This is a genomic window from Cedecea sp. B1(4), assembly GCF_059414925.1.
On sequence record NZ_JCAHMZ010000002.1, the window covers coordinates 222,282 to 240,060 of the forward strand.

The 17,779-nt window shown below is 51.3% G+C and carries 16 protein-coding genes; 10 read left to right on the plus strand and 6 right to left on the minus strand.

The window, feature by feature from the left end; genetic code table 11:
- Positions 1 to 91 precede the first annotated feature (91 nt).
- Positions 92 to 961 (minus strand): MurR/RpiR family transcriptional regulator, encoded by an 870-nt coding sequence (locus tag ACR6JA_RS04500; RefSeq protein WP_008453963.1) that lies wholly within the window; start codon positions 959 to 961, stop codon positions 92 to 94.
- Positions 962 to 1,337: 376 nt separating this feature from the next.
- Between ACR6JA_RS04500 and zwf the strand changes: the two genes are divergently transcribed.
- The 3 genes from zwf (at position 1,338) to kdgA (ending at position 5,585) form a co-directional block, all read left to right on the plus strand.
- On the plus strand, positions 1,338 to 2,813 hold the full coding sequence (gene zwf, locus ACR6JA_RS04505) for a glucose-6-phosphate dehydrogenase (RefSeq protein WP_008453964.1): 1,476 nt from the start codon (positions 1,338 to 1,340) through the stop codon (positions 2,811 to 2,813).
- 266 nt (positions 2,814 to 3,079) lie between these two features.
- A complete protein-coding gene (gene edd, locus ACR6JA_RS04510; protein WP_494492954.1) occupies positions 3,080 to 4,891 on the plus strand; it encodes a phosphogluconate dehydratase in 1,812 nt (603 codons plus the stop codon).
- A 52-nt stretch (positions 4,892 to 4,943) separates the two neighbouring features.
- Positions 4,944 to 5,585, plus strand: a complete 642-nt coding sequence (gene kdgA / locus ACR6JA_RS04515) for a bifunctional 4-hydroxy-2-oxoglutarate aldolase/2-dehydro-3-deoxy-phosphogluconate aldolase (protein WP_039304103.1) — start codon at positions 4,944 to 4,946, stop codon at positions 5,583 to 5,585.
- A 65-nt stretch (positions 5,586 to 5,650) separates the two neighbouring features.
- Here the strand turns inward: kdgA and purT are convergent, their stop codons facing one another.
- On the minus strand, positions 5,651 to 6,829 hold the full coding sequence (purT, locus tag ACR6JA_RS04520) for a formate-dependent phosphoribosylglycinamide formyltransferase (RefSeq protein WP_494492955.1): 1,179 nt from the start codon (positions 6,827 to 6,829) through the stop codon (positions 5,651 to 5,653).
- Positions 6,830 to 6,964: 135 nt separating this feature from the next.
- On the opposite strand from purT, the gene ACR6JA_RS04525 reads away from it, so the two are divergent.
- The 3 genes from ACR6JA_RS04525 to ptrB all read left to right on the plus strand — a co-directional run bounded on the left by ACR6JA_RS04525 (position 6,965) and on the right by ptrB (position 10,295).
- A complete protein-coding gene (locus tag ACR6JA_RS04525) occupies positions 6,965 to 7,315 on the plus strand; it encodes a YebG family protein (protein WP_494492956.1) in 351 nt (116 codons plus the stop codon).
- Between the two features lie 123 nt (positions 7,316 to 7,438).
- Complete coding sequence (locus ACR6JA_RS04530; protein WP_494492957.1) at positions 7,439 to 8,113, plus strand: tellurite resistance TerB family protein; 675 nt, start codon at positions 7,439 to 7,441, stop codon at positions 8,111 to 8,113.
- Positions 8,114 to 8,237: 124 nt separating this feature from the next.
- Positions 8,238 to 10,295 (plus strand): oligopeptidase B, encoded by a 2,058-nt coding sequence (gene ptrB / locus ACR6JA_RS04535; protein ID WP_494493255.1) that lies wholly within the window; start codon positions 8,238 to 8,240, stop codon positions 10,293 to 10,295.
- Here ptrB and exoX read toward each other — a convergent pair.
- The 3 genes from exoX to ACR6JA_RS04550 form a co-directional block, all read right to left on the minus strand.
- Positions 10,292 to 10,963: an exodeoxyribonuclease X gene (gene exoX / locus ACR6JA_RS04540; RefSeq protein ID WP_008453977.1), complete on the minus strand. Its 672-nt coding sequence runs from the start codon at positions 10,961 to 10,963 to the stop codon at positions 10,292 to 10,294. The two genes, ptrB and exoX, sit on opposite strands and share 4 nt — an antisense overlap.
- A 29-nt stretch (positions 10,964 to 10,992) precedes the next feature.
- Positions 10,993 to 11,721 carry a carbon-nitrogen hydrolase family protein gene (locus ACR6JA_RS04545; protein WP_213716642.1) on the minus strand — a complete coding sequence of 243 codons (729 nt, stop codon included), beginning with the start codon at positions 11,719 to 11,721 and terminating at the stop codon, positions 10,993 to 10,995.
- A 129-nt stretch (positions 11,722 to 11,850) separates the two neighbouring features.
- The gene (locus ACR6JA_RS04550; RefSeq protein ID WP_008453979.1) at positions 11,851 to 12,081 is read right to left on the minus strand and encodes a DNA polymerase III subunit theta; all 231 of its coding nucleotides are present in this window, start codon (positions 12,079 to 12,081) and stop codon (positions 11,851 to 11,853) included.
- Positions 12,082 to 12,222: 141 nt separating this feature from the next.
- On the opposite strand from ACR6JA_RS04550, the gene yobA reads away from it, so the two are divergent.
- From yobA to ACR6JA_RS04565, 3 genes are read left to right on the plus strand one after another with little or no spacing between them, the layout of a single operon-like run.
- A complete protein-coding gene (yobA, locus tag ACR6JA_RS04555; RefSeq protein ID WP_008453980.1) occupies positions 12,223 to 12,597 on the plus strand; it encodes a CopC domain-containing protein YobA in 375 nt (124 codons plus the stop codon).
- Positions 12,598 to 12,602: 5 nt separating this feature from the next.
- Positions 12,603 to 13,478, plus strand: a complete 876-nt coding sequence (gene copD, locus ACR6JA_RS04560; RefSeq protein WP_213716644.1) for a copper homeostasis membrane protein CopD — start codon at positions 12,603 to 12,605, stop codon at positions 13,476 to 13,478.
- 29 nt (positions 13,479 to 13,507) lie between these two features.
- Positions 13,508 to 13,852 carry a YebY family protein gene (locus ACR6JA_RS04565; RefSeq protein WP_213716646.1) on the plus strand — a complete coding sequence of 115 codons (345 nt, stop codon included), beginning with the start codon at positions 13,508 to 13,510 and terminating at the stop codon, positions 13,850 to 13,852.
- A 435-nt stretch (positions 13,853 to 14,287) separates the two neighbouring features.
- Here ACR6JA_RS04565 and ACR6JA_RS04570 read toward each other — a convergent pair whose 3' ends face one another.
- Positions 14,288 to 15,379 (minus strand): acyltransferase family protein, encoded by a 1,092-nt coding sequence (locus ACR6JA_RS04570; RefSeq protein ID WP_494492958.1) that lies wholly within the window; start codon positions 15,377 to 15,379, stop codon positions 14,288 to 14,290.
- Between the two features lie 435 nt (positions 15,380 to 15,814).
- Here ACR6JA_RS04570 and ACR6JA_RS04575 point away from each other — a divergent pair, with 435 nt between their 5' ends.
- Positions 15,815 to 17,731: an acyltransferase family protein gene (locus ACR6JA_RS04575; RefSeq protein ID WP_494492959.1), complete on the plus strand. Its 1,917-nt coding sequence runs from the start codon at positions 15,815 to 15,817 to the stop codon at positions 17,729 to 17,731.
- Positions 17,732 to 17,779: the final 48 nt, after the last annotated feature.

Below are 17,779 nucleotides of genomic sequence, written 5' to 3' on the forward strand. Positions count from 1 at the left end.
TGAACAAAAACTCGGTAGGTCAGGGTGTGCTGTGAACACCCATGACAACGTAACCGAACAGCCTAATAAGTTACAACTTTGTTATCAAAAATTAACGTTCATCGCCTGAGAGAAGACGTTCTTTATCAAACCGCGATTCTTTGAGCGCTTCCTTGACTCGCTTCAAGTTATCCCTGAATTTTGCCCCTCGACGCAATGTAAAGCCCGTCGCCAGGACATCAATGACGGTCAGCTGCGCCAGGCGAGACACCATCGGCATATAAATGTCCGTATCTTCTGGTACATCCAGCAGCAGAGAAAGCGTCGCCTCACGGGCAAGCGGGCTGCCTTCTGATGTGATGGCGAGCACAATGGCATCGTTTTCACGGGCTAACTGCGCCAGCTCAACCAGATTTTTAGTCCGGCCGGTGTGAGAGATAAGCACCACCACGTCCTGCTCGGTACAATTCATACAGCTCATACGTTGCATAACAACGTCATCGGAGTAAATCACCGGGACATTAAAGCGGAAAAACTTGTTGGTAGCATCGTGAGCGACGGCGGCGGATGAACCGAGTCCAAAAAAGGCAATTTTCTTTGCCTGGGTAAGCAAATCCACGGCCCGGTTCACCGCAGACATATCCAGCGACTGACGAACCCGGTCAAGGCTCGCCATAGCGGATTCAAAGATCTTGCCGGTATAGGACTCGACGCTATCATCTTCATCAACATTCCGGTTTACATACGGCGTGCCATTCGCCAGACTCTGAGCTAAATGCAGTTTAAAATCCGGGAAGCCCTTGGTTTCAAGACGACGGCAAAAGCGGTTCACGGTGGGCTCGCTGACGTCCGCGCTGCGGGCAAGCGTCGCGATGCTGGAGTGAATGGCGTCCTGAGGCGCAGCAAGAATCACTTCTGCGACTTTGCGTTCCGATTTGCTAAGGTGTTCCAGCTGTGACTGGATTTTTTCCAGCATATTCATAAAGGCGGGCACTCATGGGTTTTAGCGATTTCAGCAACAGAAGAAATCGTGGGCCGATTTAGCAAGAATATACTCTTGCTAAAATGTGATAGGGCGAGTTGCCCAGGTAATGTTGTTGTTTTTTTTCATTACATGATCGGTGTCTAACTTTGGCAACGGTTACATCGCACAATAAAACGCCAGTAAATGACGCTTTAGTGCGGCATTGTGGGAAAAGTTAGCAATTGAGGCGGTCAAACCGGGGTTAACGGTTGTCCTCGATTCAGCAAAAGCAGTACATTGCAGCGTAATAAAATTACAAGACGTGCCTGGCTTAATGCTATCCGGGCCCCAAAGGGCCGGTAAAAGCCGGGATATCCGAAACGAGGAGACAAACATGGCGGTAACGCAAACAGCCCAGGCGTGCGACCTGGTCATTTTCGGTGCAAAAGGCGACCTGGCGCGCCGGAAACTGTTGCCATCCCTGTATCAGCTGGAAAAAGCAGGTCAAATCCATCCGGAGACCCGTATTCTGGGTGTTGGCCGCGCAGAGTGGGATAAAGAGGCATACACCAAAGTTGTCCGCGAAGCCCTCGAAACCTTCATGAAAGAGAAGATTGACGAGAGCCTGTGGGACAAACTGAGCGGTCGTCTGGATTTCTGTAACCTGGATGTCAACGACACCTCTGCTTTTACCAAGCTGGGGAAAATGCTCGACCAGCAGAATCGCGTCACCATCAACTATTTCGCTATGCCGCCCAGCACCTTTGGCGCTATCTGCAAAGGGTTAGGTAAAGCGAAGCTTAACGCCAAGCCTGCTCGCGTCGTCATGGAAAAACCGCTGGGGACTTCCCTCGAAACTTCCCAGCAGATCAACGATCAGGTGGGCGAGTTCTTTGAAGAGTGCCAGGTTTACCGTATCGACCACTATCTGGGTAAAGAAACCGTTCTTAACCTGCTGGCACTGCGTTTTGCTAACTCCCTGTTCGCTAACAACTGGGACAACCGCACTATCGATCACGTAGAAATCACCGTGGCCGAAGAAGTGGGTATTGAAGGCCGCTGGGGTTACTTCGATCAGGCCGGGCAGATGCGTGACATGATCCAAAACCACCTGCTGCAGATCCTGTGCATGATTGCCATGTCTCCACCGTCTGATTTGACTGCGGACCATATTCGCGATGAGAAAGTGAAGGTTCTGCAGTCGCTGCGCCGCATTGACCGCACCAACGTGCGTGATAAAACCGTGCGCGGTCAGTACACCGCAGGCTTTGCGCAGGGCAAGAAAGTGCCTGGTTACCTGGAAGAAGAGGGCGCGAACAAATCCAGCGCCACCGAAACCTTCGTGGCTATTCGCGTAGATATCGATAACTGGCGTTGGGCCGGCGTGCCGTTCTACCTGCGTACCGGTAAACGTTTGCCAACCAAATGTTCTGAAGTCGTGGTTTACTTCAAAAACCCGGCTCTGAATCTGTTTAAAGATTCCTGGCAGGAATTGCCGCAGAACAAGCTGACTATCCGTCTGCAGCCGGATGAAGGTGTGGATATTCAGATTCTGAACAAAGTCCCGGGCCTTGAGCACAAGCATAACCTGCAAACCACCAAGCTGGATCTGAGCTACTCCGAGACCTTCAATGAATCTCACCTGGCAGATGCCTATGAACGTCTGCTGCTGGAAACCATGCGGGGCATTCAGGCGCTGTTTGTTCGTCGTGATGAAGTGGAAGAGGCGTGGAAATGGGTCGACTCCATTACCGAAGCCTGGGCTGCGGATAACGATGCGCCGAAACCTTACCAGGCCGGTACTTGGGGGCCGGTGGCTTCCGTGGCGATGATTACCCGCGACGGCCACTCCTGGAACGAATTTGAGTAACAGGCTGTGAACATGGCCGGTCAAAAGTCGCTAACAAATGGATCTTATTTTACCGGTAACATGATCTAACACAGAAGTGGCATAGTTTTTTATGAATAATAGCCCCGCGTGGATTCACCCGCGGGGCTTTTTTATTTACACTAGCTGAAGCGTTTTTGCTCCCGGCATCAAGTCTAATGGGCTACGATGGGCAACAAAGCTGCTTTCATCAGCTCTAAACATGACGGTATCAATGCGGGAGAACAGCCACTTTCTGAGGAACTTCTATGCATTCAAATTTGTTACGGGTAACATCGCGTATTATCGAACGCTCCCGCCCAACGCGCGAAGCCTACCTGGCACGCGTTGAGAAAGCCCGGAGCAACACGGTTCACCGCTCGGAACTTGCCTGCGGTAACCTCGCGCATGGTTTCGCTGCCTGCCAGCCGGACGATAAGGCGGCGCTGAAAAGCATGTTGCGTAACAATATTGCGATCATCACGTCCTACAACGACATGCTCTCCGCCCATCAGCCGTATGAACATTACCCTGAGCAAATCCGTAAGGCGCTGCATTCCGTGGGCGCGGTGGGGCAGGTTGCAGGCGGTGTCCCGGCGATGTGTGACGGGGTGACTCAGGGTCAGGATGGTATGGAGCTTTCGCTGCTGAGCCGGGAAGTGATTGCCATGTCTACCGCCGTTGGTCTTTCCCATAACATGTTCGACGGGGCGCTCTATCTTGGCGTGTGCGACAAAATCGTGCCGGGATTGACGATGGCCGCGCTGTCCTTTGGGCATCTCCCTGCCGTCTTTGTGCCATCAGGCCCGATGGCCAGCGGCTTGCCGAACAAAGAAAAAGTCCGCATTCGCCAGCTTTATGCGGAAGGTAAAGTTGACCGCCTCGCGCTGCTGGAAGCGGAAGCTGCCTCTTATCACGCGCCGGGGACCTGTACTTTCTACGGCACGGCGAATACCAACCAGATGGTGGTTGAGTTTATGGGCATGCAGTTGCCGGGGTCGTCGTTTGTTCAGCCTGATGCAGAGTTGCGTCACGCGCTGACGGACGCAGCGGCGCGCCAGGTCACTCGCCTGACCGGCAACGGCAACGAATGGATGCCTCTCGGGAAAATGATTGATGAGAAAGTGGTGGTGAACGGCATTGTTGCACTGCTGGCTACCGGCGGCTCGACGAACCACACCATGCATCTTGTTGCGATGGCTCGCGCTGCCGGGATCATTATTAACTGGGACGACTTCTCCGAGATCTCCGAAATTGTGCCGCTGCTGGCTCGTTTATATCCTAACGGTCCTGCCGACATTAACCACTTCCAGGCGGCTGGCGGTGTGCCGGTGCTGCTGCGTGAGCTGCTGAAAGGTGGCCTGCTGCACGAAGACGTTAACACCGTGGCCGGTTTTGGCCTGCATCACTACACCATGGAGCCGTGGCTCGACAACGGTCAGCTTGCCTGGCGTGAAGGCGCGAGCCAGCCGTTGGATAGCGACGTTATTGCCACTATGGAAAAACCGTTCTCCCGTCACGGCGGAACCAAAGTGCTGAGCGGGAATCTGGGCCGGGCGGTGATGAAAACGTCAGCGGTACCGGTAGAAAATCAGGTGATTGAAGCGCCGGCGGTTATTTTTGAAAGTCAGCATGACGTATTACCTGCCTTTGAAGCCGGCAAACTGGACCGCGATTGTGTTGTTGTCGTCCGCCATCAGGGGCCAAAAGCGAACGGCATGCCAGAATTGCATAAACTTATGCCGCCGCTTGGAGTATTATTGGACCGCTGTTTCAAAATTGCTCTGGTGACAGATGGAAGACTGTCCGGTGCCTCAGGGAAGGTGCCTTCCGCAATCCATGTTACCCCGGAAGCATACGACGGCGGGCTGCTGGCGAAGGTGCAGGATGGCGACATTATTCGCGTCAATGGCCAAACGGGCGAGCTAACGTTGCTGGTCGATGAAGCCGTACTTGCGGCGCGCACTGCTTATCACCCGGATCTCAGCGCCGAGCGCGTAGGGACCGGTCGGGAGTTATTCGGCGCATTGCGCGAACAGCTTTCGGGCGCTGAACAAGGCGCAACCTGCATTAAATTTTAAGCCCGCGGCAGTAATGCCCGGAACAGATTAAAAGTGGCTAAGAGGCGCTCAGATGAAAAATTGGAAAACTACAGCAGAACAGATCCTGAAAACCGGTCCGGTTGTGCCGGTTATTGTTGTTAACAAGCTGGAGCATGCGGTGCCAATGGCGAAAGCGCTGGTGGCCGGTGGCGTCCGCGTGCTGGAAGTCACGCTGCGTACAGCTTGTGCTATCGATGCCATTCGTGCGATTGCGAAAGAAGTGCCTGAAGCCATTATCGGCGCGGGCACTGTGCTGAACCCGCAGCAGCTTGCGGAAGTGACCGAAGCTGGCGCGCAGTTTGCCATCAGCCCGGGTCTGACCGAGCCGCTGCTGAAAGCCGCGACCGAAGGCACCATTCCGTTGATCCCAGGCATCAGCACCGTGTCAGAACTGATGCTGGGGATGGACTACGGCCTGAAAGAGTTCAAATTCTTCCCGGCTGAAGCCAACGGTGGCACTAAAGCGCTGCAGGCCATCGCAGGACCGTTCTCTCAGGTGCGTTTCTGTCCAACCGGGGGGATCTCTCCGGCTAACTACCGCGATTACCTGGCGCTTAAAAGCGTGCTGTGCATCGGTGGTTCCTGGCTGGTTCCGGCCGATGCGCTGGAGGCGGGCGACTACGACCGGATCACTAAGCTTGCCCGTGAAGCGGTAGAGGGCGCTAAGCAGTAAGCCATAAAAAAGCCCGCAGTACGCGGGCCCAATGACTCAATCGCCCTCATTTGAGGGCGATTTTTTTATCCTTCAACTTTTACCTGAGCGGCTGACGTCACGGCCCTTGTCACTGCCTCATCGACACTGTTACCGGTTGCCAGCGCCACGCCCATGCGGCGTTTACCTGCGATCTCCGGCTTACCGAACAGGCGAACCTGTAAACCGCCGCCCAGCGCAGCTCCCACGTTACTAAATTTAACGTTATCGCTTTGCAACTCAGGCAGGATCACCGCCGATGCGGCAGGGCCATACTGACGAATTTCGCCGACAGGCAGGCCGAGGAAGGCGCGAACGTGCAGCGCAAACTCAGACAGATCCTGTGAAATCAACGTCACCATGCCGGTGTCGTGCGGGCGAGGGGAGACTTCACTGAAAATCACCTCATCGCCGCAGACAAACAGCTCAACGCCGAACAGGCCGTGGCCGCCCAGAGCGGTAACCACTTTTTCAGCAATCTCTTTCGATTTTGCCAGCGCGATGTCGCTCATCTGCTGTGGCTGCCAGGATTCACGGTAGTCGCCCTCTTCCTGACGGTGCCCGATAGGCGCGCAGAAATGCACGCCGTCAACGGCGCTGATGGTCAGCAGGGTGATTTCAAAATCAAAATTGACCACGCCCTCAACGATAACGCGGCCTTTACCGGCCCGCCCACCTAGCTGGGCGTATTCCCAGGCTTTTGCCAGTTGGTCGGCTGTGCGGATGAAGCTCTGGCCTTTGCCGGAGGAACTCATCACCGGTTTAACAATGCACGGCAAACCAATCTCCTGCACGGCCTGGCGGAAAGCGTCCTCACTGTCGGCGAAGCGGTAACTCGACGTGGGCAACTGGAGTTCTTCTGCGGCCAGGCGGCGGATCCCTTCGCGGTTCATAGTGAGTTTGGTGGCGCGGGCGCACGGCACCACTCGCTGACCCTGGGCTTCAAGCTCCAGCAGGGCATCGGTGGCAATGGCTTCAATTTCAGGAACGATAAAATCGGGCATTTCGGCGGCGACAAGCGCTTTTAGCGCCGCGGCATCCAGCATGTTAATGACGTGGCTGCGGTGTGCGACGTGCATTGCCGGCGCATTTGCGTAGCGATCGACGGCGATAACTTCTACCCCGAGGCGCTGACATTCAATGGCCACTTCTTTACCCAATTCACCGGAACCCAGCAGCATAACTCGCGTAGCTGCCGGGCGCAGAGCGGTTCCCAACGTTGACATGTGATTTAGCCTTAACAAAGAAAAAGACCGCAGTAGTATAAACGAAAACGTTTGCGTTGGCAGCGGCTTTCCGGCTTGTGTGATAAAATGAATGGCGATATACTGGATAAATAAACAGGTAAACGGAGCTGCAAAATGGCGGTCGAGATTAAATATGTTGTAGTGAGAGAGGGACAAGAAAAAATGGCCTTTGCCAGTAAAAAGGATGCTGACGCTTACGACAAAATGCTGGATCTGGCTGAAGTCCTCGGCGACTGGCTGCAGCAAAGCCCGATTGCGCTGGATGAAGGGCAGAGCGACACCCTGGCGATGTGGATGGCGGAAAACAAGGATCTGCTGGCGGGCGTATTGAAAAACGGCAAGCTGCCAGAGCCTGAATTAAGTCAGTTTGAGCCAGACGCAGAGTCCTCAGCGCTTGAACAATCGCCAACTGCGGAAGACAACGTCAGCGAGCACCCTGGACGTAAACGCACTAAAGCCGCCTAATTCGGCTTGGGTGCAAGCGCCGGGCAGCCGGCGCGATTCTTTTCCCATCTTTAGCGCTGTCCGACGTTTCTTGACGTCCTGTGACCTACTCTCGACGAGTTAAGTCAACAGAGGATCTCCGTCATGAATAACTGGTTACAGCAGCTTCAGTCGCTCCTGGGGCAATCTACTTCTCCTCAATCTTCACAGCCTGCAGCCGGTAATAGCTCTGAAGGGATCGGTAAACTTCTGGTGCCGGGGGCGCTGGGCGGATTAGCCGGGTTACTGCTGGCGAGTAAATCGTCCCGCAAGTTGTTAACAAAATACGGCACCAGTGCGCTTCTGGTCGGCGGCGGCGCCGTGGCCGGAAGCGTGCTATGGAACAAATACAAGGAGCGGGTTCGCCAGAGCCAGCCCGTTTCCACAGGCTGGAGTGAGCCGCACTCGTCGGTTGATGTTCGTACCGAAAGATTAATTACCGCGCTGGTTTTTGCGGCGAAAAGCGACGGCCATATCGATGCAAAAGAGCGTCAGTTTATTGAGCAACAGCTGCGTGAAGTCGGTATCGACGGGGAAGGTAAAGCGCTCGTCGAACGGGCGATCGACAGGCCGTTAGATCCTCACGGGCTTGCACAAGGTGTGAGAAATGAGGAGGAAGCGCTGGAGCTTTATTACCTTAGCTGCACGGCTATCGATATCGATCACTTTATGGAACGTAGCTACCTGAGCGCTCTGGGCGATGCGCTAAACATACCGCCGGATGTCCGCTCCGGTATTGAGCAAGATATTCAACAGCAAAAACAACCGCTCGCGGTGTAATCCTCCTGCAACCAGCCTGTGCCGGGTTTCTCCCGGCATTTTCTTTTAATCCTTCATGTTCCGCTTGCAAGCCCGGCTGAATTTGCCACCCTTACGGGGTGTTAAACGGAAAATGATGAAAGTGATGCCGCCAAAAGCCAAAAAAATACCTCACGCTATGACGCTGCATGGCGATACCCGCACGGATAACTATTACTGGCTGCGGGATGATGACCGCGCCGATCCCGATGTGCTGAAATACCTTGAGCAGGAAAATGATTACGGGAAAAGGATCATGGAGAGCCAGCGCGCGCTGCAGGATCAACTGCTCAAAGAGATGATCGCTCGCGTTCCTCCTCGCGATGTTTCCGCCCCGTATGTGAAGAACGGCTATCGCTACCGCCAGGTGTATGACAAAGGGAATGAGTACGCGATTTATCAGCGGCAATCTGCGGTCAGAGAAGAGTGGGGCGAGTGGGACGTTTTGCTGGATGCCAACCAGCGTGCCGCCTATAGCGAGTTCTACACCATGGGGGGATTTGCCATTACGCCGGACAATGCCGTGATGGCCCTGGCAGAGGACTATCTCTCCCGCCGTCAGTTCGGCATCCGTCTGCGCAATTTGAAAACCGGGAACTGGTACCCGGAGTTGCTGGATAATGTCTCGACCGGTTTTGTTTGGGCAAATGACTCCGTCACGCTTTACTACGTGCGCAAGCATCCCAAAACCTTACTGCCTTATCAGGTCTGGCGGCACACGCTGGGCCACCCGGTGGCCGATGACCAACTGGTGTATGAAGAAAAAGATGACGCTTTTTACGTCAGCGTGCATAAAACAACCTCCCAGCATTTTGTTGTCATCCATCTTGCCAGCGCTACGACGAGTGAGGCTTTGTTACTGGATGCCGAACTGGCAGACGCCGAACCGCAAGTTTTTGCCCCGCGCCGGAAAGATCATGAATACACGGTCGATCACTACCAGCATGGGTTCTACATTCGTTCCAACAAAGACGGTAAAAATTTCGGACTCTACCGCAGTGCCGTGAGGGACGAAAAACAGTGGGAAACGCTGATTGCCGCGCGGGAACAGGTCATGCTTGAAGACTTTACGCTGTTCCGCGACTGGCTGGTGGTTGCCGAGCGCCAGCAGGGATTGACCAGCCTGCGCCAGATTAATCGCCATACGCGTGAGTCCACGGGCATCGCTTTTGACGATCCGGCCTATGTCACCTGGCTTGGCTACAACCCTGAGCCGGAAACCTCGCACCTGCGCTACGGTTACTCTTCAATGACGACGCCGGACACCCTATTCGAGCTGGATATGGACAGCGGTGAGCGGCGGGTTATCAAGCAAACCCAGGTTGCCGGTTTTGACGCTAGCAATTACCGCAGCGAGCATCTGTGGGTGACGGCGCGGGATGGCGTTCAGGTGCCGGTCTCACTGGTTTATCACCGGAAACACTTTCGCCAGGGTAAAAGCCCGCTGCTGGTCTATGGCTATGGATCTTACGGCAGCAGTATGGATGCTGACTTTAGCAGCAGCCGTTTGAGTCTGCTGGACAGAGGGTTTGTCTTCGCCATTGCCCATGTGCGCGGCGGCGGTGAACTGGGCCAGCAATGGTATGAAGACGGTAAATACCTGAAAAAGATGAATACCTTTAACGATTATCTGGACGTGTGCGATGATCTGCTCAGGCAAGGATATGGCGATCCTAAACTGCTTTATGGGATGGGCGGCAGCGCGGGCGGAATGCTGATGGGTGCAGCTATCAATCTGCGCCCTGAATTATTCCATGGCGTGGTGGCTCAGGTGCCGTTTGTCGACGTTGTGACGACGATGCTGGACGAGTCGATTCCGCTTACCACCGGGGAATTTGAAGAGTGGGGTAACCCCCAGGATGAAGAATATTACCGCTATATGAAGCAATACAGCCCTTACGACCAGGTTCATGAGCAGGCTTATCCCCATCTGTTAGTGACCACCGGGTTGCATGATTCGCAGGTGCAGTATTGGGAGCCGGCTAAGTGGGTTGCCAAACTACGTGACTATAAGCGGGATGAGACCTTGCTGCTGCTTTGTACCGACATGGATTCCGGGCACGGCGGTAAGTCGGGGCGATTCAAATCTTACGAAGGCGTGGCACTGGAGTTTGCTTTCCTGATTGCCCTGGCGCAGGGGACGCTGCCAGGGCGCGTGCATTAATCGGCCGCGCTGGCGGCCAGGTAATGTTTTAGCGTCATGCGGAGATCCGGCGTTAGCTCCTTGATGTTGTTAAGCATCCAGCGAAGATAACCCGGATCGTCTTCGGCTATTTCGGCAATGCGTTTGCCCCGGTATTTGCCAAACATCATGGTGGTTACCAGCGCCGGGCGCCCGGTAATCGTGACCATATCTTCTGCGGTCCAGCCGGACACATCCATAATTCTCAGCAGCAGGGCGGCGGTGATATAACAGTCAAACAAGGCGCGGTGATGATGCAGCCCGGCAGGTGTATCCACATGCAGCTTTAGCGATTTATACAAGCCCATGTTGCTGTATTTGATGCCCGGCCACAGGCGACGCGCCAGTTTCACCGTGCAAATCCAGTCGCCCTGCATTTCCGGCAGCATGCGGCTGTCGAAACTGGCGTTGTGCGCCACGTAATAGGGGCTTCCGATATAGCGGGGGATGACGTCTTCAATCCAGGGTTTATCGGCCACCATCTCTTCGGTAATTTTATGGATGGCCATCGCCTGGTGGCTTATTGGTCGGTCAGGACGGACAAGATCGCTCATCGGGTTTACAATTTTGCCGTCGATGATATCGACCGACGCAACTTCCACTACGCCTCCCTGTAATCCGCAGGTTTCCGTATCAATAATGCGCAGCATCGCAGTCTCCGTTAACAGGCCTCAGGCGACTAGCGTAAAGGAATGACCTCGCCGTGCCAACCTCTCTCATCCCGGCGGCCAATCGCCAGCAATTCACCCTGGTCGGCCCTGACGACTAGCTGGCCTAAATTATCCCAACATGCGCTGCGGCCTGCAGAGCGAAGTTCTGCCCCGGACCAGGCGTAATTGGCCTGCAAAATGGTGAGTCCATATTTGTGCGCCCAGCGTTGCATATACATCTCATCTTGCTGGTAGCTTAGTTCTGTCATTGCGGCGCCGGTGGCGTAAAGATCGGCACCGATATCAGCTGCGCTTCGGGGCCAGGCTTCATCATCGCTTTGGGCGCAAACGGCCAGGGCAATATTGCGGGAACGTTGCCCGAAAAGTGGTGCGACGGGTGTTTGCGCGTTTACATTGATAGCCTCTGCGGGACGTTTGCAGCAGGCGATACGCGACCCGTCCGGCAGAAAACCTACCATACCGGCGGCGCTATGCGCCTCGTCACGGAGTGACATGCCGACGATAACGGTCATATGGTAGCTGCGAGCAGCCTCGCTGAGCGGGTCGAACAGCGGATCGGTAAACGCCGGAGGATGGTTGTCGGGGCGTAATCCGGATAAAGAGAGATGAGGGAAAACCAGAAGGTCGATGCCTTCTTCGGCGGCACAGCGAATGAAATCGAGATGGTGGTCGATGTTGGCCTGATAACTTCCGGCAACGGCACCGTATTGCGCAGCGGCAACATTCCAGCGTGGCATAGGTTCTTCCTTAATCTTTCATCCAACGATTGCGTCCTGCAATCGTGAGGGATGAGCCAAAGCTTGTGGTCAACTGAACAAGGAAGAGAGTAGCACTAGTTTTGAATCAAAGAGAAAATTCTTAATTTTTTATTTTTGCTTCGGTTCATACGGCAAACGGGAAAGATTAACCGAGGCCAGACGATAGGCAATCAACTTTTCACGGAACCAGGTCCGCAGGTGTTCAGGTTGCTCACGCTCCACCATTTCAGCCACTACGGGCATGTTATAGCGCTCTTTAAACGCCACGCCGGCAGCGGCAAGGTCGACGTTAACTTTATCCATTTCTTCCTGGGGTAAATCGGCGAGATTGTAGCTCATCATATCCTCCTGCAATGTCAGCGCAGAAGTTACTGTTTTGCGCCCCGGATGACAAGCAACAATAGCTTTTCCCGTCTCGACTTGGTATGAACGCGGGGGTATCCTTGCCGCCTCAACACATAACAAAAAGGAATAGTTAATATGGCGTTCATCTCCTCCCGCATCGCAACCGTGGCGGCATTTGTCACTGCTATGGCCGTTTCTCCAGCCGTGTTTGCACACGCGCACCTTAAGCAGCAGTCGCCGGCGGCAGATTCCGCCGTGACTGCATCGCCGCAGTCGCTAACCTTGAGCTTCTCTGAAGGTGTGGAGCCTGGCTTCAGTGGCGTGACCGTGACCGGCCCGCAGAAATCTGCCGTGAAGACCGGGAAAGTGAAGGTTGCTGAGACCGACAACAAACAGCTGATTGTGCCGGTTGAAGAAGCCCTGAAACCGGGTGATTACTCCGTGGACTGGCATGTTGTGTCGGTCGACGGGCACAAAACTAAAGGTAATTATCACTTCTCCGTGAAGTAATCGCCATGCTGTCGGCGTTTTACATCGCGCTGCGTTTTATCCATTTCACTGCCTTGATGGTGCTGCTTGGCAGCGCCATCTGCTGTTCGCTCCTTGCCCCGCAGCAGTTTAAACCCGTGCTTGTGCGTCGCCTCAGGGCGCAGTGGCGGCCTGCCGTCTGGCTGTCGCTCATTAGCGCCTGCCTGCTATTTATGGCTCAGGCCGGGCAAATGGGTGACGGCTGGCGCGATACTCTCTCGCCGGATGTCTGGCAGGCGGTGCTGACGACTCGCTTTGGTTCAGTCTGGATATGGCAGCTATTGCTGGGACTGGCCACGCTAGCCGCTGTGCTGATCGCTCCTCGGGCAATGCCGGGGTTATTACTGCTGTTAGCCGCGGCGCAGCTAATTATGCTGGGTGGCGTCGGGCATGCCGCAATGCACGACGGCGCGCTCGGTGTCTTTCAGCGGATGAACCATGCGATTCATCTTCTGAGCGCGGCCTGGTGGGTGGGGGGCCTGCTGCCTTTGCTGGTTTGCATGTATATGGCGCATAAGCCGCGCTGGCGTACTCCGGCGATTACGGCAATGATGCGTTTTTCACGCTATGGGCATCTTGCAGTGGCTGCGGTCCTGGTGACCGGCGTGGTGAATAGCTTGCTTATCCTCGGCTGGGCGCTGCCGCTGGAAAGTGGTTATGTTCGATTGCTGGCGCTGAAGGTTGTGCTGGTGCTAGTGATGGTTATGCTGGCGCTGATCAACCGCTATATACTGGTGCCGCGTTTTGACGTTGTTCAGGCCGATGCTCAGCGAAGATTTATTCAGCTTACGTGGCTGGAAGTGATTTTATCGGTAGGAGTACTGCTGCTTGTCAGCATCTATGCTACCTGGGAGCCGTTCTGACGGCGCAAACTGGTTTATATGAGAGATTCATGAAAAAGAGCATTTTGACTTTACTACTGCTGGCCTGCGCGAGTTCTGCGCTGGCTGCCCCGCAAATTATCACCGTGAGTCGGTTTGAGGTGGGTAAAGACAAATGGGCGTTCAACCGTGAAGAGGTGATGTTGAGCTGCAGAGCGGGGAATGCGTTGTTTGCCATCAACCCAAGTACGTTGATGCAGTACCCGCTGAACGTTATTGCCGAGCAGCAGATCAAGAGCGGTAAAACGAGCGGGCAGCCAATCAGCGTTATTCAGGTGGACGACCCGCAGCATCCTGGTCAGAAGATGAGTCTCGAACCCTTCATTGAGCGTGCGCAAAAGCTTTGCGGTGAATAAAAAACACGCTTTTCTTGGCATAAAAAAACAGCAATAACCTCAAGGGGATATTGCTGTTTTTGCATAAATAGTCACCTTTATTGCGCCTTTTTTCTGACCACTTTTGTTGCGGACTGGAAAACCTGCGCCGGTAATCTATTCTTAAGAGGCAAGGCGATTTAGCCTGCATTAATGCCAACTTTTAGCGCACGGCTCTCTCCCAAGAGCCATTTCCCTGGACCGAATACAGGAATCGTGTTCGGTCTTTTTTTTATTTGTAAGCTATTACAATCACTTACAGAAGCCATTTCGAAATCATTCGACGTTTACTCGAATTCCTACATTCAGGCCTTTTCCCTTATACCACACTATTTTTCGATTTAACATTTTTTTAACCAGGTAAATGTAGGGCAGTATGCTGCCTTTCCTCTCGGATCCAGCTACATGTCGCTGCTGTTACGACGTATGTCCCTGACGTAGAAACAATCGTGATTTTTTTATCTTTCTCCCAGCCACCATTGATGGGTTTTCTATTAAATGAAAGCTTAATAAGCCCAATATGCTTGAGAGTATGAAGGTGATAATCATATTAATGTATGGGGAGTGAGGGTAAGCAGAGGCTATTAATTGTTGAACGGGAAATGCCCAAAGATAAACACCGTAAGATATGTCATTATTGATTTTTATTTTTTTGATAAGTGGCGTTGAAGCTATGTAAATTAAAAATAGAGATGAAAATAAATGAAATGAAAATGTTTGGTTCAACTCTGACTTTGAAAAAATGATGAATGCGATAAGTGATGAAACTGAAATTAATATTAAATGATGTGTTTTAATATTCTCTTTGAATAGTGCCAGAAGGCAACCAATTGAAAAGAATGGATATAACAAATAAATACCAATGACATCAGTTTTGGCCAAGAAAACACCTTTAAATGGAGTAAAGGGTTCAGCAATAATGACTATTGATATAAAGGCAATGAAATATTTTTTGTAGTGACCAAAAAACATACTTAACAGATATGTTAACATTAAATAAAAATAAGCTTTAACCTCCATTGGTATCGTCCAAATGGAACCGTTGATGGCCGGTAATGCATTATTGTTAAATACGCCTGGAAGTAAATATTGAATATTAAGTCTGAGTGTTTTTGAAATGTACGACCATATCTCATTCGAAGAAAAATAATCAGAGAGGCTCAAGGTGCTAATCAGCGGGCCGATGACGGTAGCAGAGATCACAACGACAACGAAAAATGCAGGATAAATCCTTGCGAAACGTGAAATAACAAAAGAAAAGAGATTTCCACTAGACATTAGGCTATTTGTGATGAGTATGCCGCTTATCAAAAAAAATGTTTTAACAGCTATACTCCCAAAACCAATATCACCTAAATGGAATGTTTTATATAAAATATCATCGCTTCCAAACGATGGCGCCAGGACATAGGCGTGTGAGTAAATGACAAAATAAGCGCAAAGTAGCCTGATAAAGTCAAGGTTGTTGTTGTCTTTTTTTATAAAATTCGCGATGTATATAGAGTTCATTTATTATCCATAAGCCATTGTGCTGTTTATCAACTGTTCCTGGGGCACTTATACATTAAAGGTTGCCACTATTACTTATCAATATCAAGTTGCTGTGCGAGGTGAACAGTGATTTCTCATTGTCACTTTTTTGAAAGGGTATTGAAGTGATAATACAATGTGAAAATTAAAAATACATTTTGTCGCTCTTAGTGGGCACACCTTAATGGTGTTAAATATTCCCCCATTATTATAAAGTCCAATGTCAAAGCAAATGCCGATTGCTATCTAACCGTTGGGGGCCGGGGGCCGGGGGCCGGGAGCGGGGGGGCGGTGGTACCGCCTAGTATCAAGTCTTCTGTATGGCAAGATAGAGATAAGATGTTTGCTATTCCCACGTTCTAACGGTATGTTTGACTTCTTTCCTGAAGTCTTAAAAACAAGTTAATAAAACAAATGACTTTTCGTAACGATATCAATGGATTACGTGGTATTGCGGTGCTGGCGGTTGTCATCTTCCACTTTAATCATTCTTGGTTGTCAGGCGGTTTTTCCGGTGTAGACATTTTTTTCGTCATATCTGGTTTTTTAATGACCAGTATCATATTGCAGAGATATGATGCTAACCAATTGAATATCTGGGGTTTCTATCTCGACCGAGGGCGCAGGATTCTGCCTGCTTTAACGGTACTCTGTACGGCGCTCTGCTGCTACGGCATTTACAGTCTCGCCCCCGCAGAGTTAATGCAGCTCGGAAAGCATGTGCTGGCCAGCCTTTTATTCGTATCGAACGTCACATATTGGTCGGAGGCCGGATATTTTGATTCGGCATCAGAAACCAAATGGCTATTACATACCTGGTCACTTTCAGTAGAGTGGCAGTTTTATTTACTCTACCCGTTCTTCGTTATTATTTTCATCAGGCTCTTTGGTCGCAAAAATATCACTTATGCGTTAGCAAGCGTTTGTGTTTTTTCTTATTTTATTTCATCTTTCACACCGCAAATATATCAAAATTCATCCTTCTATCTGCTTTATGCTCGGGCTTGGGAAATGCTTTGTGGTGGGTTGGTTTATCTGTGTCAACTACACCTCACGGAAAAGAAGTCTAAGCTATTTGAGTTTTCAGGATTAGCATTGGTCGTCGCCACATGCATCATGATGCGGGGCACTTTTCCATGGCCAGGTTATCTCGCGATGATTCCTGTTTTAGGTGCTTGCTTTATCCTTATAGCAAATCGGCAGAACTCTATATTCACCAATAATCCAGTCCTTCAATATATAGGGGTTAGTTCTTACTCAGTGTATCTTTGGCATTGGCCAGTGGTTGTGTTTATACGGCAACATAATCTCTCAGGCACGTACATCATCATTCTCGGGATTTTTGCCTCATTGATTCTTGGTGCTGCATCGTATCATTTAGTGGAAAATAAATTCCGTAAAAAGAATCTAATCAAAACAAGTTCCAGCGTATTGGGAAGGTTTCGCTTATCGATTTTGTTTATTGTTGCATCAGTCATGGGTGGGATCGTCTATTTTAAGCAAGGATTACCTGGCCGATATGAAGGTGAAATAAGTGAACTTGCTAAAATTAAAGATGTTTATTCGTTTTTTGATATTCCTGGGGTATGGCGCAATGGAGTATGTCATTCTTCGCCAATGGGAATGAGTAAAGCAGCACGGATTGAGAAGTGTGCCGAATCAGGGCCTCATAAGTTATTTATGTGGGGAGACTCTTATACGGCGGCCCTGTACCCAGGATTGCTGGCACTACAGAAAAAAAGCAACAATGCGTTTTCTATTGAGCAGTTCACCGATGGGAATGGCGCGCCTTTCTTTAAAAATACGGGGCTGGCAGATAATAAAAAAAATATCGAATTGGTCAACCAGGAAAAGTTGGATATATTGGCTGAAATGAAGCCGGAAAAAGTTGTCATTACGTGGATGGTCAATGGTTCTAATTCCATACAAACACATGCAGAAGCAGTTGCGGGAATCAAGGATACTATTGCACGAATTAAAAATGCATCACCTGATACCAGAGTCATCATTATTGGGCCTGTTCCGCAGTGGAACAATACATTAGTTGCAGTAATGCTGGCATATTGGTCTGAGTTCAAAACATATCCCCCCTTGTATATGAGTTATGGATTAAATAAAACAATGTTTGAGTGGGATACATTATTCAAATCATCATTGTCTAACGAGGGAGTTACCTATATATCTGCGATGGATATACTCTGCCGCTCTGGTGAATGCCTTACTAGAGTCAATGATGATCCGAAAGGCCTGGTTACGGCAGATTGGGGACATTTGTCACCCGCAGGGTCGGTATACTTTGTGAGTAAAATCGCACCTTATCTACTTAACTAGATTTTAAGGTTTCTCGATATTGAGAAACCTTAAGTATTTATGAGTTGA